The following is a 13,394-nucleotide window of genomic DNA, read 5'->3' as shown; positions in this document are numbered from 1 at the left end:
TTTTCGGATAGGCGAGATCGCCCTTTTCTGCGGGTTTTCGCGTTTCGGATAGCCGCCCGACATCAGATGAAACACTCTTGTAGGCGCCGTAGTGCTCGCTGCGGCGCGTGCAACCTCTTGTTCCTGGGGGAATACAGATGCGAATTACGCCGATGTTGCTTACTCTCGCAGTCGTTGCCGGGCTGGCAGCACCCAGCCCAGTCCTCGCCAACAGAAATACCGACGCTGCCGCAGCCGGGCTCATCCTCGGTCTGGCGATGAGGTCGGCCATCGACCGCAACCGCCGTGAGCGGGCACAAATGCGAGAGCCTGATCAGGTGTTCTTTCCGGCCGATCTGCCCGGTGTCACCTGCTACACCCGGGCGCAGCAGTGCTACCGCAACGGGCACTATTCGGCGCGCGCCACCCGCGAAGTCTTCTGGAACTGAGGAGAATACCATGAACCGTTTCACCAGATTTTCCGCCCTGGCCCTGCCGCTTCTCGCGACCACCGCTGGTCTTGCCCAAGCCACCGATCCGGTGCCTCCGGCCGTGGCCGCCGACCTTGCGGTGTCGGCCTATGTAACCCATATCGCCGATACCACGCTCAGCCCCGAACAAGTTTCCGGGTTGAAATCCATTGCGCATCAGAAGGCAACGGCTTTCAGTTGCGAGGCCTTCGATATCGACGACGCCAAGTATCAGGAGGCGTTCGCCGCTGTCTATCCGCCCGCGGCCGAGTTTGACGTCAAGCCCGAAGCAGACCAGTTGAAGCTGCACTCGATCGTCATGGTGACTTTGGGCAGTTACATGGGATCACAATTGACACTTGCCTCGATGGACACCGCCGCCTTCTGTGCCAACGCCGAAGAAGAAAGGGCAGATCCCGCAGCACCCGGCCTCATATGGGCTGCCAAGCCCTGAGACCGGATTCTGACCGCGCCCGGCTTTGCCTCGTGTTGGGCGCGGTCAATTTCGCCATTGTCAGAAAGGTCAACAGATGAACGGCTTGAGACAGGCAAGAAGTGCAACTCTGGCTCTGCTGATGTTGCTGGCATCATCGCCAATCCAAGCGCAGGACAGCCAAAGAGTCAGCTTCCCGCGCGGTGACGATGGCGCCACCCTGACCGGTCGTATCCGTGGCTACGAGGATGTGACCTATCTGCTTGGCGCCTCTGCCGGTCAGCAGTTACGGGTCGAAATGTCGACCAGCAACGCAAGTGCCTATTTCAACGTCACGGCGCCCGGCGCGGACGCGGCGATGTTCATCGGCTCGTCCGAGGGTTCCAGCATGACGGCGGTGCTTCCCACGAGTGGTGACTACCGGGTTCAAGTCTATCTGATGCGCAATGCCGCACGGCGCAACGAGGTAGCGGATTACACGGTTTCGCTGCGGATCACCGGGGCGGCTTCGGCGGGTGATTATGCGGACGGCGATGCTGGCGGTCCGGATTTCTGGAAGGTAACCGGATTGGCCACGGGCGACACGCTGAACCTGCGCGCCGGGCCTTCGACCGGCGATGCGGTTCTGGGCCGACTGCTGGCGGGTGCAGTGGTGCGCAACCTGGGCTGCCGCGGCGGCACCGGCCAACGGTGGTGCAAGGTTGAAAGTGGGGGCCTGCGCGGCTGGGTCGCGGGGCGTTATCTTCGCGAAACCGCCAGCCCGGCGCCCGTGCCACCTGCCACCAGGCCGCGCCCTGTCGCAAATGGCGTGCTGGGCAACGGCGAGCCGTTCACCGCCACGGGCAAGGTCCCCTGCGCCATCAATAGAGGCCAGCCGACCGGGCAATGCGCCTTTGGTGTGATCCGCCCCCTGCCAAACGAGGCGAACCTGTGGATCGCCATGGGCAACGGCAAAGAGCGATATATCCTGTTCCAGGGCGGCATCCCTGCCTTCACAGATGCAGATGCTGCGATGACCTATGAAAAGGATGCCGATCTGTTTCTGATCCGCATCGGCACCGAACGCTATGAGATACCCGAGGCCGTGCTCAACGGCGGCTGAGTCTGGCCAAGTTGACCTTCAGGGTCCCCGTTTTGGCAAGACCCATTTTTGCCTTCGGTCTAGCGACGCAGGCGCAGGCCCGGAATTGAGTGCGCGGTGTTACCAGACAGTGCCGCCACCGGGCGAAACTTCTCCTCGGAATTGCCAATAGTGGAAAAGTTTCCGCGCAAGATCGGGTGGCAGATCGAGGCGATCATTGCCCGCCGAAGGCAATGGCACCACCAGCCCCAGATCCATCCTGATTTGTATGATCTGGAACAGCTTCGGCGCAAGCAAAGCCAAGGCGACCTCGCCGGAATAGCTGATTGCGCAAACCTCGGGAAAATCCGGAAAGGTCATCTCGACTGTTTCGCGATGCATGTTGGAGACGTGATAGGGGTAGGATATTCTTGCGGTGGTGTCGGTGTTCATTCCGGTTCCAGTTCTTTCATTCCTGCAGTTTCCGCCTCCCCTGCGAGCGCCGCCAACTTCGCGTCGTCACCGCTAACCCCGCCTTCCATCGATGTAGAGATTCGCGCCATACCTTCGGAAACATCCAACGCCAGCAATTCGACCTGCTGACATGCCGAGTGCGCGCCAATAGATCTGAAATGATCTGAAAGACTACCGAGTGATTGAAACACCCTCTCAAAAAGCCCGTCAATTTTGCCAGGGCTGGATTCTCTCTCGGAACTTGCCTGCAACAATAGTGGTGCATTGGCTTTTCCCGCTCGATCAGTCAGAGGACGCACCCGTTGATAGGTTGAAAACTGCAATACCTGTGACGCGAATGGGGTTTGGAAAGCCGATTGGCATTCTTGTGGCTTGGGGCTATCGGAATAGGGTTGAGAAGGCTTTGGCTCGTCCATGAGATCTAATTCCACGCAAGCGTCGTACGCGAGCAATAAATGCGTCTTGGTTCCCTGTTGCGGAAGCACGTGCAGGTACAATCACAGACGCGCGGGCTGGCCTTCTTGCTGGAAATATGATATATTCAAATAGAATCAAAGGCTTGATCAATGACTGAGATTCTAGAATCGGACAGACTGACGCAGCTGGAAACCCGGGAACAGGTCATGCGCCTTGTTTCCGCTGGGGCATTGTCGCCAGACTCGCGCTCCTTGGCCTTGCTGGAATATCTGCTGCATCACTGGCACACGAAGGGGCCGGGTGTTCCGATCAAGGCCTATGGCATCGCCGTCGATGTTCTGGGGCGCGGAGCGGATTTTGATCCCTCAACCGACAGCATCGTCCGGGTCGAAATCGGTAGATTGCGCAAACTTTTGGCATTTTACTATCAAGGCCCGGGTCAGGGTGATTTGATCCGGATTGGCATCCCGCGCGGCCAGATCATGCCGGAAATCACCCTCCTTAGGGAAATTGCGAAATCCGGTAGCAGCCCGGAAACCGGGCCGCAGATCGTCGCCCGTCTTGGCAGACCCTATCCGTTGATGGCTGCAGTGCTGATCGGAGCCAGCGTCGCGATTGCATCCATCGTGTTTTTGAACAGAGACAGATTGTTCGGGGCGCCCGAATTTCCTCATTTGGCTGTCTCTGCAGTAACCAACCAGACGGTGCATCACGACCTGGATTTCCTGAGCAGCGGTCTGGAAAATCAGCTGATCACAGAGTTGTCGCACTACCGCAGCCTGCGCGTTCTTTACGGCGAATCGCCGCAAATGGCCTACAGATCCGCTCCCGAATATCTGGTTCGGGGCGCGCTGAACCAACGCGGAACGCAGATTGATATGGCAATACATCTCGTCAGGACTGCGGATCAGTCTGTTGTCTGGTCGTCGATATCCAATTTTTCCCCGGATGACCCGGACCTCGCAAGCAATGTCGCGGCTGCCTTGCGCAATATCGTTGTGCAGATCGCGGCACCGTCTGGTGCATTGAATGCCGAAGAGCGCAACCGGCTGGCGACATTTTCGCGGTCTTGGAAAGCTGCCGCACCTGCCGCCTACATCTGCTACCTGCATTGGCAGAGCTTTGATCTGACCAAAGCGCCCGAAGATGAAACCTATGCGCGCAACTGTCTGAAAAAGCTTACAGATGCCGGTTTGCAGAATGGCTCGATCTGGGCGGCACAGGCGTTCATGGTTTTTTTCGACTGGACCCGCAGCGGTGGCGGCGGCTCCGATCCGGCGCTGGAGAAGGCGCTGGCAGCTGCATCACGGGCAATTGCGCTGGACCCGACCAGTTCAGAAACACACGAGGCAATGGCGTCAATCCTGCTGGCGCGCGGTCAGCCGGACGCTGCACTGGAATCGTTGCGCCGGGCGGTGGAGTTCAATCCTTCAAATCCCGAGCTTCGGGTCAAGATCGGGTGGCAGCAGTGCCTTTCTGGCCAATGGGACGATGGTAGCGCGCAGATCCGGAATGCGATGGCGGAACTGTCATCGGAACCTGGCTGGTATCGGATACCACTGGCGCTGGATGCATTCCGCCAGGGCGATTTTGCGACTTCCCTGGCGGAATCGCGGCTTATCGCTGCATCGGGCGATCGGCGTGGGCTGGTGCTGGCGCTGGCGGCCGCGCGCGCCCAGGACGATGCCGAGGCGGAAATCCACTTTGCGGCCGAGCTTGAGAAGATCCGCCTGACGCCAGCAGCAGCGCTGTCGGAAATCCGCGCGGTTTTCGATCAGCCGATGCTATTCACGAAGTACCAGGCCATTCTGGCGAAATCTGATGGCTGATCCGGTGCATCCAGGGCTAGGGACGCCGCCGCAAATGGCAAGCTGTCCGAAAGTACCACTTTTGTTGCCCCGTAGCCCCCCGATCAATTTGCGCGGCGTTTCTGATGGGCCAGAGTTTCGCTCGGAGTCTCGCCGTAGGTTTCCCTGTAGGTTTGAGCAAAGCGGCTGAGGTGAGCAAATCCGCAGTCGAGGGCAATGGTTGTCACTCGAGCATCCTCGGCGCTATCCAGCAGCCGCGCACGCGCCCGGTCCAAACGCATCCGGTTCAAGACAACCCTGGGGCCAGCCGCCCGGACTTGCTGGAACGCAAGCTGGAGGCTGCGCAACCCTACTCCGAGTTCCTGAGCCAGCGCAGCCATCGAAAGATGCTCGTCGCAATGCTCCCGCATGATTTCCTCGGCCTGCCGGACCTTGGCTAAGGCCGACGTGTTGTGACTGCCACCGCCAAGACCATCGTGCAGATCGGCGAGAAAATCGCCAAGCATTTCCTCCAGCAACACTTGGGCAGCACCCACGGCGCGCGGCGATATCTCAAGGTTCTTGCTGCCATGGAAGTCGGCAACACAGGCCAGAAAGGCCGAAAGCCGCCTGATGTGCGGATTGGTGCCGGAAATTGCCAGCGCATCGGGAACGCTGACCCGCGGCTTGCCATCGCGGGCGGCAATGTCCAAAAGCTCAACCACCCGCGCCTGTTGCACCATCAATACCAATGCCTGAAAGCTTCCAACCTGCGGCCGTTCCACCCGCGTGCGCCTCGAGTTTGGCGCGAACAGCACTGCCGACCCGGCCGTTACGCGGAAATCTTTCGCTGCCACCTGGGATTTCACCTGTCCGCTTTGCGGCAGGAGCAGGGTCACGTGAACGTGCTCGGTCAGATCGACCAGATGCCCGGTTGAAGTGACACGGCTGACCCGAGCACCCACGGCTCCAAAATCTGCAGTCTCGACGCGCAACTTGCCGCGCTCTTCCAGCATGGAAAAGCCGCTGGTGACGCTGAACATCTGCGACGGTTGCGAACAACCCTCGGATTTGCTGACGTCATAGATGGACGATCTGATACCAGACATTATTGCTCCGTATTTCTACGCGCGCAACAGTTGCAAATAACCTCAACCCAAATCCCTCAACCACGAGGATAGTGGCACATTCTGTAGGAAGTAAAGAAAAGCCTCGGCCTTCTATCCGTATTGCCTCGAGTTCGCGCAGAAAAAGACCGTTCTGCACTTTTTTGTGCACAAGATTTTTCCTTTGGGTTGGCTTTCGATCGCTTGATCGGGCGCGACACCACAAATGAACTATATCCTGATAGTGCAGTGAGCAATCCGACCATCCGGAGCACCATGTTCTGGTGGCGATTGGTCTGTTCGGATCCGACGATGTGGCCGCCCACTGATGGCACCAATGTGCCATGTTGGGTCGTCGAGGATCCACAAATGAGAGTGGTCATGTTGGAGATTGCATTGGTCGGGCTCAACCTGGTGAAGAATGTACTCCATGCGCACGGAACTGGCTCGTCAGGGCAGGCGGTGCTGCCAAGGAAGTTGCGACGTGATCAGGTGATGGCCATATTCAGCCAGTTACAGCACTGTGTTGTCGCAATGGAAGCCTGTGGTTGCGCCCATTTCGCTGCGTGTACCATCGGATCTGGCGTCGCGAGATTGGCAAGTTTGGTCATGGCATTCGGCTCTTCCCGCCTGCCTACGTGAAGGCCTCGATCACCATGTGGCTTCTGGTCATGCTGACGCCTGTCAATTTCCTGTTCTCGCTGCAAGCAGGGCTGGAGGTGCCGACCGGGAGCATCCTGTGGCTGCTGATTTTGGGGGGCATCATCATGTACTTTGCCCAGCACTGCCTGACCCTCAGCTACGCCGCCGCCGATGCAGCCTTTGTGCAGCCCTTTGATGACCTGAAACTGTTCTCAAACATCCTGATCAGCTGGATCGTTCTGTCCTTCGCCCCGGACACGACCTACTGGCCCGGCATCCTGATGGTCTTTGCCGGTTCCGCTTACCTTTTGTGGAGCGAGCGCAGACCACAGGTCCTGGGTCGGCAGGTTCAGGCGCTGTAGGATTCAGCGGAAGACTCCTTGCCTGCGGGCAAGGGTCAGGTCGATGTAAACCTGTATCCATGTTGAACACCTCGATAAATCAGAAAACACTGATATTGCGTTGAATTACCTTCACTCAGAGCCGCACTGGAGCGATGCTGAATACACGAAAACGATTCAACTCACCCCCGGAGACCCCACCATGACCACCCGCCGCGCCAACGCTTCCAACGGTGAGACCGTGTCAGCCACCGGTTCGAGGAACCGGTCGAACGCCTTTGACGCTTTCATGACCACCAAATTTCAGATCGACGCGATGCTGGAACGGCTGGCCGCCCTGAGCGACAACCACTTCAACGGTCACCCCGACGAGATCGACTGGGGCGATGTCGGCACCCTGAACCATTACGTCAGCCTGCTCAGCCAGATCTCCGACAGCGCGTTCAAGGAGGGCGAACATGCCGCTTGATCCCGCCCAGCGCCGCCAGATCGAACAGGACGCCTTCACCATCGCATGGTAGACCAAACACCTCGGCGCCTACGAAGGGGCCATCGCTCTGCTGCGCGAATTTGCCGATCTGGAACGCGACGACTATGGAGACGTGATCCTTGGGGCCAACAATAAGGGCCATAACGACCTCATGTCGCGCATCACCGCATTCCTTGCCACCCACGACGAGCAAGAGGAAACTGCCGTGACGAAACTCACCGAAACCCAGACTCTTATTCTTGCCGCCGGGACCCAGCGCTCTGGCAACATCGCCTTGCCGTTGCCTAAGGGGCTGGCCGGTGCTGCTGCGAAGATGGCGGTTGGCAAGATGATGGAACGCGGCTGGCTGCAGGAAGTTGATGCCAACATGCACCGGAATGAGCCCCTTTGGCGAGAAACGGGCGATGGGCACGGGACGACGCTGGTGGTCACCGCAGCAGGGCTGTTGACCATCGGGATCACATCGGCGACAGCCAATTCCATGTCAGCCACCCGGGGAAGCGCGAAGACAGAACCCGTGGCAATACCGCCGACGCCGCGCGCGGGCACCAAGCAGGCACTGTTGATCGAAATGCTGCAACGGCCTGATGGCGCTACGATGAAAGAGATCATCTTGGCAACTCAATGGTTGGCCCACTCGGCAAGAGGTGCGATTTCAGGAGTGCTGAAGAAGAAGCTTGGCTTGATCGTCACGACGGAAAAGATCGCAGGACGCGGCACTGTGTACAGGATCGACGGGCCATCATCCTGAAGGCATGATGGCCCGTCAGTCCAAAAGGCGGTAGTGCACCTCGGTTGGCTGACACGCAGCGCCGTTGATCGGGATCATGTCCTGCGGACAGGCGGACATCACCACGATGCAGTCGATGACGGCCCGCAGCACAACATGGTCTCCCGGTTTGCTGAGCGGCTCGCCCCAGGTGATCTTGCCATCAGGGCCGACCGGAATGTTCATCCACAAGTTCAGCGGGGCCGGGCAATCGGCTGCCCGCAGATGAAGCTGCCCAAGGGCGGCATGCAGGTTGTCGGTGCAATTGTCATGGTATTCAGTGCAGCCAAGAGAGGCATAGCGATGCACATCGCAGGCGGCGATTACCGTATCATGGCGGCCCGGTGATGTGTCTTCTTCCAGGATCAGGATGGGCCGCCGCCGGTTTGTCGTCAGAGCATCGCCCTTGGCGGGGAAGATGCCCTGAAGCGCTGCATGCAGGTGCTCCATCGACATGAATTCAGACAGGTCGTCGGCATTGAAGCACCATGTATCGACAACCTGCTGACCATGGGTGTTGATGATCTGGATCGCTTGCCCCTTGGCAAGGCGCACGGCCTGACCCCGGCGCGCAGGCAGAACCTGAAGGTCTGACGTCATCTGTCGCTTCCTTTGCCAATTGCGCTGCTGGATCAATCTGCGGGAAATCTCGCCGCATGAACCGTGCAAGTTCAGCCTTGATGAATGACGATACTGGGTCAAGCCCTGTCGGGGGCCGTCACTTGGATCAGCACCTATCCCACCGCGGTTGCGATGCCCAAGCTCAGGTGCCGCAGCCTTGCGGTGAAATCTTCAGCTTTCGAATCCTGGCGATAGGGTTATCAAAGGCTTGGATGCCGCACTTAACTTTTGGAATTCGGATGCTCGACATTTGACTTTTGACCCCGCCCCATTCCTGTCTTGTTGTGTTTCGGTTGATCTGGAGGTTGATCCAAAGACAGCTTCGGTCTTTGCCATCGGGGCCTTGCGGGGCGAGGCATCTTTGGTGCATCGCACCGGGCCCTGGGCGACGCTGGACGCTGGGCTTGACCGGCTGGAGGCGTTTTGCGAGGGCGCAGCGCATCTGGTCGGCCACAACATCCTGCGCCATGATCTGCCTCATCTGGTGGCCAACCGGGCGCGGCTGGCGGGCCTCGGCGCGGCGCCGGTGGATACGCTGTGGCTGAACCCGCTGGCCTTTCCGCGCAATCCTTACCACCATCTGGTCAAGCATTATCAGGACGGGCGGCTGCAGGTCGGGCATGTGAACGACCCGGTCGAGGACGCGCGGCTGGCGTTGCAGGTGCTGGTGGATCAGATCGCGGCCTTTGTGCGGCTGGGGCAGGATGCGCCTGATGCGGCTCTGGCCTATCACCATCTGACGACGCGGGGCGACGCTTCGGCCGGGTTCGATGCGCTGTTCGCGGCCTTGCGCGGACCTGCGCCCGATGCGGCAACCGCCCATGCCGCGATCCGCCGCCTGCTGGAAGGCCGGGCCTGCCATCACCGGCTGGAACAGACGCTGGGCCGCCTGTCCGACCCGCAGAATGGCTGGCCGATGGCCTATGCGCTGTCGTGGATATCGGTTGCGGGCGGTGAGTCCGTCATGCCGCCCTGGGTGCGGCTGCAGTTCCCGCAGGCAGGCAGGATCGTGCGGCATCTGCGCGACACCAACTGTGGCGATCCGGCTTGTGGCTGGTGCGTCGAAAAGAACAACCCGAACGCGGCGCTGGAGCGCTGGTTCGGCTTTCCGACCTTCCGCCCGCAACCCGTGGACGAGATGGGACGCCCGTTGCAGGAACGCATCGTGGCCGAGGCGATGGCGGGCAAATCCGTGCTGGGCATCCTGCCCACCGGCACCGGCAAATCGGTGTGCTACCAGATCCCGGCGCTGTCGCGGTTCGACAAGACCGGGGCGCTGACGGTGGTGATCTCGCCGCTGGTGGCGCTGATGGCCGATCAGGTGCAGGGGCTGGCACGGGCGGGGATATCCTGTGCAGTCACGGTGAATGGCATGCTGTCGCTGCCGGAACGGCATGACGCACTGGACAAGGTGCGGATGGGCGACGCGGCGATGCTGCTGATCTCGCCCGAACAGTTGCGCTCGCCGTCGATCCGCACCGTGCTGCAACAACGCGAGGTCGGGCTGTGGGTGCTGGACGAGGCGCATTGCATCTCGAAATGGGGCCATGATTTCCGGCCCGATTATCGCTATGTCAGCCGCTTCATCAAGGAGTTCTCGGGCGATGCCCCGGCGCCCGTGCTGTGCCTGACCGCCACCGCCAAGCCCGAGGTGGTGCGCGATATCCGCGACCATTTCCAAAGCCGCGTTGGGGTGGACCTGGTGCTTCTGGATGGCGGTGCGGTGCGCACCAACCTGTCCTTTGCGGTGTTGCCGACGCAGAAGGCCACCAAGCTGACCGACATCCTGTCCGCGATCGCGGAGAACCTGCCGCTGGAAGGGGCCTCCGGTGCCGTGGTCTATTGCGCCACGCGGAGTGCGACGGAAAAGGTGGCGGAGTTCCTGAAAGGGCAGGGGCTGGCGGCGGACTACTTTCATGCCAAGCGCAGCCCCGAGGAAAAGCGCGAGGTGCAGGAGGCGTTCCGCATCGGCCAGTTGCGGGTGATCGCCGCGACGAATGCTTTCGGGATGGGGATCGACAAGCCCGACATCCGGCTGGTGGTGCATGGCGACATTCCAGGGTCGCTGGAGAATTACCTGCAGGAGGCCGGCCGCGCAGGTCGCGACCGCGACCCCGCCAGTTGCGTGCTGCTGTTCGCCCCCGAGGATGTGGAGCGACAATTCTCGCTTTCCGCCCGCTCACGGCTGGCCCGGCACGAGATCGGCGCCATCCTGAAGGCGCTTCGGCGGATGGAAAAGCACAAATCCGGCGAGGTGGTGGCGACGCCGGGCGAGATCGTGCGCGAGGAGAAGGACCAGGAATTCGAGCGCGACAAGACCACCGACGACACCCGGGTGAAAACCGCCGTGGCCTGGCTGGAGGAGGCCACCCTGCTAAGCCGCGAGGAAAACCGGGTGCAGGTGTTTCCGTCGTCGCTGCGCATCCGCTCGGTTGACGAGGCGGCGGCGATCCTTGACCGTGCACAGATCACCGGGATGCGCCGCACCCAGCTTCTGGACCTTGTGCGCCATGTGATGAACGCAGCCCCCGATGCAGGGGTTTCCACCGACGATCTGACCGGGGCTTGCGGCTTGATGGGGCGAGGGGTTGCCAAAGCACTGGCCGACCTGGAAACGCTGGGCATCGCCAGCAACGACACGCCGGTCACGGTCTATGTGCATCTGGGGGTCGAGGATGCCTCGGTGCGCCGGTTGGAACACGCGGCCCGGCTGGAAACCGACCTGATCGCCCTGATGCAGGTGGCGGTGCCGGATATGGAAGGGGCCGAATCCCAACCTCTGAACCTGACCGAAACCTGTCAGGCGCTGCGTGACAAGAGCCACGCACAGGTGCGGCCCGATCTGGTGGAACTGATCCTGCGCGGCATGGCGCAGGATGGCCGCGACCAGGACGGCGGGCGCGGCAACCTGACCCTGCGCAAGGCCAGCCGGAACACGATCTTCGTGCGGCTGGAGCGGTCCTGGCCCACGGTCGCGCGCACCGCCGATCTGCGCAGGCAGGGCGCGCAGGTGCTGCTGGCGCACCTGGCGGGCAGGGCGGCCAAAGGCGCGCGCGGCAAGGACATCCAGGTGGAAACCACCCTTGGCGCGATGCTGGATGCGCTGAACGGCGATGCGCTGCTGCGGGCCGATGTGCGGGACATGACCCGCCTGATGGACCGGGCGCTGCTGTGGCTGCACGAACAACAGGTTGCCACGCTGGGCCGCGGCCTGACCGTGTTCCGCCCGGCGATCACCGTGCATCTGAACCCCAAGGGCGGGCCTTTTACCGTCCAGCACTTTGCACCGCTGGAGGAGCACTATTCGGAAACCACGATCCAGACCCATGTGATGGCGGCCTATGCCGAAACCGGGCTGGAAGCGATGGATCAGGCGCAGCGGCTGGCCGGGGACTACTTCGTGCTGGACCGCGACGCCTTTCTGCGCCGCTGGCTGCCGGGGCGGGGCACCGAGATTCGGCGCCAGACCACCGGCGCCTCCTGGCGCACCATCGTCGATGCGCTGGACAATCCGGCGCAGGCCGAGATCGTGCGCGATGACCGCGAGCAGACCAACGTGCTGGTGCTGGCCGGGCCGGGGTCGGGCAAGACCCGGGTGCTGGTGCATCGGATCGCTTACCTGATCCGGGTGAAGCGCGAAGACCCGCGCGGCATTCTGGTGCTGACCTACAACCGCCACGCCGCTGCCGAGATCCGCGAACGCCTGCGCCTGTTGATCGGCGAGGACGCGGCATGGGTCACGGTCTCGACCTGCCACGCGCTGGCGATGCGGTTGGTGGGGGCCAGTTTTGCGGGCGACGGCGACGGCCCGCGCGATTTCGACGGGATCGTCATGCAAGCGGTGGCGCTGCTGCGCGGCGATGGTCTTTCCCGCCCCGAAGCCGAGGCGCTGCGCGACACGCTGATCCAGGGCTATCGCTGGCTGCTGGTCGATGAGTATCAGGACATCGGCCCCGAGGAATACGCCCTGATCAGTGCGGTGGCGGGCCGGTCGCAGGATGACCCCGACCTGCGGATCAGCCTGTTCGCCGTGGGCGATGACGACCAGAACATCTATGCCTTCGCCGGGGCCTCGATCGCGTTCATCCGCCGGTTCGAGGCCGATTATGCCGCAAAACCGATCTGGCTGACCGAAAACTACCGCTCCACCCGCCATATCATCATGGCGGCCAATGCGGTGATTGCGCCTGCCGCCCAGCGGATGAAGACGGGCCACGACATCACCGTGAACCGGGCCCGCGGCAAAGCGCCCCCTGGCGGCGACTGGGCGGCACGCGACCCGGTGGCGCAGGGGCGCGTCAGCCTGCTGGACGCCGGGTCAGGCGATGCCGCACAGGCTGTTGCGGCGCTGGACGACCTGCTGCGCCTGCAGCGGTTGGACCCGGATTGGTCCTGGCGGCGCTGTGCCGTCATTGCCCGCGACTGGCGACGGCTGGAACCGGTGCGTGCCTATGCCGAGGCGCTGGGGATTCCCTTCGACATGGCCAATGAGAAGCCGCTCAATCTTTGGCGCCTGCGCGAGATGGCTGGATTCCGGCCAAGGTGGCTTCCGAAAAGTGGATTCCCTGGATTCCGCAAAAGAATCCAGCGCACCAAGATCGTGATTTGTTAACACGCTGATTTAACGAAACTTAATCGGCGAGATCGCGCGAAGTTGATTCCGCCTGGATTCCCCGGTGAAAGTGCCTGACGCTAGCGAAACGCCGCGCTGCGCCCCCCCGCATACGTTCAGGGCCGGGGAGGAACCATTGGGAGGGGGTATAGGCGCGGCCTCTGAACGACGTACTCGGCCCAATGCCGCCCCT

The 13,394-nt window shown here is 61.5% G+C and carries 12 protein-coding genes and 1 pseudogene; 8 read left to right on the top strand and 5 right to left on the bottom strand.

Features of this window, described 5'->3' with window-relative positions; all coding sequences use genetic code 11:
- Window positions 1–299 precede the first annotated feature (299 nt).
- The 3 genes from RSW2DRAFT_RS18740 to RSW2DRAFT_RS17230 all read left to right on the top strand — a co-directional run bounded on the left by RSW2DRAFT_RS18740 (window position 300) and on the right by RSW2DRAFT_RS17230 (window position 1,984).
- Window positions 300–428, top strand: a complete 129-nt coding sequence (locus RSW2DRAFT_RS18740; RefSeq protein ID WP_008032025.1) for a hypothetical protein — start codon at window positions 300–302, stop codon at window positions 426–428.
- 10 nt (window positions 429–438) lie between these two features.
- On the top strand, window positions 439–903 hold the full coding sequence (locus tag RSW2DRAFT_RS13955) for a hypothetical protein (protein WP_008032022.1): 465 nt from the start codon (window positions 439–441) through the stop codon (window positions 901–903).
- Between the two features lie 121 nt (window positions 904–1,024).
- The gene (locus RSW2DRAFT_RS17230) at window positions 1,025–1,984 is read left to right on the top strand and encodes an SH3 domain-containing protein (protein ID WP_050786821.1); all 960 of its coding nucleotides are present in this window, start codon (window positions 1,025–1,027) and stop codon (window positions 1,982–1,984) included.
- Window positions 1,985–2,083: 99 nt separating this feature from the next.
- On the opposite strand, the gene RSW2DRAFT_RS13945 is transcribed toward RSW2DRAFT_RS17230, so the two are convergent.
- The gene (locus RSW2DRAFT_RS13945; protein ID WP_008032018.1) at window positions 2,084–2,395 is read right to left on the bottom strand and encodes a hypothetical protein; all 312 of its coding nucleotides are present in this window, start codon (window positions 2,393–2,395) and stop codon (window positions 2,084–2,086) included.
- On the bottom strand, window positions 2,392–2,832 hold the full coding sequence (locus RSW2DRAFT_RS18035; protein ID WP_198008110.1) for a hypothetical protein: 441 nt from the start codon (window positions 2,830–2,832) through the stop codon (window positions 2,392–2,394). Before RSW2DRAFT_RS18035 ends, RSW2DRAFT_RS13945 begins: the two co-directional genes overlap by 4 nt.
- Window positions 2,833–2,982: 150 nt before the next feature.
- Here RSW2DRAFT_RS18035 and RSW2DRAFT_RS13940 point away from each other — a divergent pair, with 150 nt between their 5' ends.
- Entirely contained in the window at window positions 2,983–4,662 is a 1,680-nt protein-coding gene (locus tag RSW2DRAFT_RS13940) for a tetratricopeptide repeat protein (protein ID WP_008032016.1), read from the top strand.
- Between the two features lie 83 nt (window positions 4,663–4,745).
- On the opposite strand, the gene RSW2DRAFT_RS17225 is transcribed toward RSW2DRAFT_RS13940, so the two are convergent.
- Complete coding sequence (locus tag RSW2DRAFT_RS17225) at window positions 4,746–5,729, bottom strand: helix-turn-helix transcriptional regulator (protein WP_008032015.1); 984 nt, start codon at window positions 5,727–5,729, stop codon at window positions 4,746–4,748.
- A gap of 378 nt (window positions 5,730–6,107) precedes the next feature.
- On the opposite strand from RSW2DRAFT_RS17225, the pseudogene RSW2DRAFT_RS18570 reads away from it, so the two are divergent.
- Both RSW2DRAFT_RS18570 and RSW2DRAFT_RS13925 read left to right on the top strand, forming a co-directional pair.
- Window positions 6,108–6,370 (top strand): annotated as a pseudogene (locus tag RSW2DRAFT_RS18570) (IS110 family transposase); the annotation flags it as partial.
- 541 nt (window positions 6,371–6,911) lie between these two features.
- A complete protein-coding gene (locus RSW2DRAFT_RS13925; RefSeq protein WP_008032011.1) occupies window positions 6,912–7,178 on the top strand; it encodes a hypothetical protein in 267 nt (88 codons plus the stop codon).
- Here the strand turns inward: RSW2DRAFT_RS13925 and RSW2DRAFT_RS18370 are convergent.
- Window positions 7,153–7,341 (bottom strand): hypothetical protein, encoded by a 189-nt coding sequence (locus tag RSW2DRAFT_RS18370; protein WP_008032010.1) that lies wholly within the window; start codon window positions 7,339–7,341, stop codon window positions 7,153–7,155. The two genes, RSW2DRAFT_RS13925 and RSW2DRAFT_RS18370, sit on opposite strands and share 26 nt — an antisense overlap.
- A gap of 9 nt (window positions 7,342–7,350) precedes the next feature.
- Here RSW2DRAFT_RS18370 and RSW2DRAFT_RS13920 point away from each other — a divergent pair, with 9 nt between their 5' ends.
- A complete protein-coding gene (locus RSW2DRAFT_RS13920) occupies window positions 7,351–7,950 on the top strand; it encodes a DUF3489 domain-containing protein (RefSeq protein WP_008032008.1) in 600 nt (199 codons plus the stop codon).
- Between the two features lie 15 nt (window positions 7,951–7,965).
- Here the strand turns inward: RSW2DRAFT_RS13920 and RSW2DRAFT_RS13915 are convergent, their stop codons facing one another.
- Window positions 7,966–8,568: a DUF1989 domain-containing protein gene (locus RSW2DRAFT_RS13915; protein WP_008032006.1), complete on the bottom strand. Its 603-nt coding sequence runs from the start codon at window positions 8,566–8,568 to the stop codon at window positions 7,966–7,968.
- A gap of 385 nt (window positions 8,569–8,953) precedes the next feature.
- Between RSW2DRAFT_RS13915 and RSW2DRAFT_RS13910 the strand changes: the two genes are divergently transcribed.
- Window positions 8,954–13,201, top strand: coding sequence for a RecQ family ATP-dependent DNA helicase (locus tag RSW2DRAFT_RS13910; RefSeq protein ID WP_008032005.1), 4,248 nt, complete (start codon window positions 8,954–8,956; stop codon window positions 13,199–13,201).
- The last annotated feature ends 193 nt before the right edge of the window (window positions 13,202–13,394 follow it).

The organism is Rhodobacter ferrooxidans (genome assembly GCF_000176015.1).
Taxonomy (GTDB): Bacteria; Pseudomonadota; Alphaproteobacteria; order Rhodobacterales; family Rhodobacteraceae; genus Pseudorhodobacter_B; species Pseudorhodobacter_B ferrooxidans.
This window is presented reverse-complemented; position numbering and strand designations above follow the sequence as displayed.

Bases quoted from the DNA above. Each gene is read 5' to 3' on its own strand.
- RSW2DRAFT_RS18740 (WP_008032025.1), top strand. From the start codon at position 300: ATGCGAGAGCCTGATCAGGTGTTCTTTCCGGCCGATCTGCCCGGTGTC.
- RSW2DRAFT_RS13955 (WP_008032022.1), top strand. From the start codon at position 439: ATGAACCGTTTCACCAGATTTTCCGCCCTGGCCCTGCCGCTTCTCGCG.
- RSW2DRAFT_RS17230 (WP_050786821.1), top strand. From the start codon at position 1,025: ATGTTGCTGGCATCATCGCCAATCCAAGCGCAGGACAGCCAAAGAGTC.
- RSW2DRAFT_RS13945 (WP_008032018.1), bottom strand. From the start codon at position 2,395: ATGAACACCGACACCACCGCAAGAATATCCTACCCCTATCACGTCTCC.
- RSW2DRAFT_RS18035 (WP_198008110.1), bottom strand. From the start codon at position 2,832: ATGGACGAGCCAAAGCCTTCTCAACCCTATTCCGATAGCCCCAAGCCA.
- RSW2DRAFT_RS13940 (WP_008032016.1), top strand. From the start codon at position 2,983: ATGACTGAGATTCTAGAATCGGACAGACTGACGCAGCTGGAAACCCGG.
- RSW2DRAFT_RS17225 (WP_008032015.1), bottom strand. From the start codon at position 5,729: ATGTCTGGTATCAGATCGTCCATCTATGACGTCAGCAAATCCGAGGGT.
- RSW2DRAFT_RS13925 (WP_008032011.1), top strand. From the start codon at position 6,912: ATGACCACCCGCCGCGCCAACGCTTCCAACGGTGAGACCGTGTCAGCC.
- RSW2DRAFT_RS18370 (WP_008032010.1), bottom strand. From the start codon at position 7,341: ATGGCCCTTATTGTTGGCCCCAAGGATCACGTCTCCATAGTCGTCGCG.
- RSW2DRAFT_RS13920 (WP_008032008.1), top strand. From the start codon at position 7,351: ATGTCGCGCATCACCGCATTCCTTGCCACCCACGACGAGCAAGAGGAA.
- RSW2DRAFT_RS13915 (WP_008032006.1), bottom strand. From the start codon at position 8,568: ATGACGTCAGACCTTCAGGTTCTGCCTGCGCGCCGGGGTCAGGCCGTG.